General features: G+C 27.5%; 1 protein-coding gene. It reads left to right on the top strand.

Annotated elements, in window-relative coordinates; genetic code table 11:
* The first annotated feature begins 144 nt into the window (after positions 1-144).
* Positions 145-294: an aspartyl-phosphate phosphatase Spo0E family protein gene (locus BPMYX0001_RS27575; RefSeq protein ID WP_003203953.1), complete on the top strand. Its 150-nt coding sequence runs from the start codon at positions 145-147 to the stop codon at positions 292-294.
* The last annotated feature ends 605 nt before the right edge of the window (positions 295-899 follow it).

Raw genomic sequence — 899 nt, forward strand, 5'->3', positions numbered from 1 at the left:
TTTTTGTAAAGCATTTTTTCTTGTAATGGGGAGTAGCTTTTTCTTAAAGATGTAAGATTTACATAAACATAACACTTTTACTTATTATGTAAGTAGTCTATACTAGAGTACATATATTTTCAAATTGGAGCGAGTAAATAAAACATGGAGCTGAGAAAATTAGAACATATCATTGAAGTGAAAAAAGAAGAACTTTTTGCACTTGTTTCAAATTATGGATTTCAACACCAAAAAGTACTTGAAATGAGCCAGGAATTAGACAAGTTAATAAATTATTTTATGTTATTAAAATAAAGAGCGGTCACTTTATACAGAAATAATGATTAAGTGATAGTTGGTTAGTTTATTAGCTGTAAATATTAAAAAGTATAATTATTTCCTTATTTAAATATATCTTCTAACATCATTAAGCGTTACGAACCTCATTTTAGAATCTCATCATGTTATAAACACTACTGTAATATGAAGTATGTTTTATTTAAATAATTTAATGAAAGAAAGTAAATAGATTAGCGATATTTTTGTTTATGAAAAGACCACCAAGTAAAATGAAATTATTAACTTTTGTTGATGTTTTTTTCAGTTCAACCATAGAATTGAGAAGAAACCTTATAACAAGAAGCTGTGCATCATAAAAAATGTTTGAAAATGAAGAAGTAGTTTCGTATATGAATGAAATTCATGAGAATAGTGCTGGGAGAACTTTCATTCAATTATGGAATGAAACGAATCGTTATCCTTTTTGTGAAACTAGTGATGTTTCTAATCTTTAAGTGCCTGCATTATGTATTGCTGGAGGGAGTTCGGAGGATGAGTCTTCAGCTGCTATATCTTTTAAATAACTAAATTCGGAGATTCATATTGCTATGTTTCCTTTGGCTTAATCATTTAGTGTATAA

The organism is Bacillus pseudomycoides DSM 12442, from assembly GCF_000161455.1.
GTDB lineage: Bacteria > Bacillota > Bacilli > Bacillales > Bacillaceae_G > Bacillus_A > Bacillus_A pseudomycoides.

Excerpts from the sequence above, each read along its gene's own strand:
- BPMYX0001_RS27575 (WP_003203953.1), top strand. The coding sequence starts at position 145 with ATGGAGCTGAGAAAATTAGAACATATCATTGAAGTGAAAAAAGAAGAA.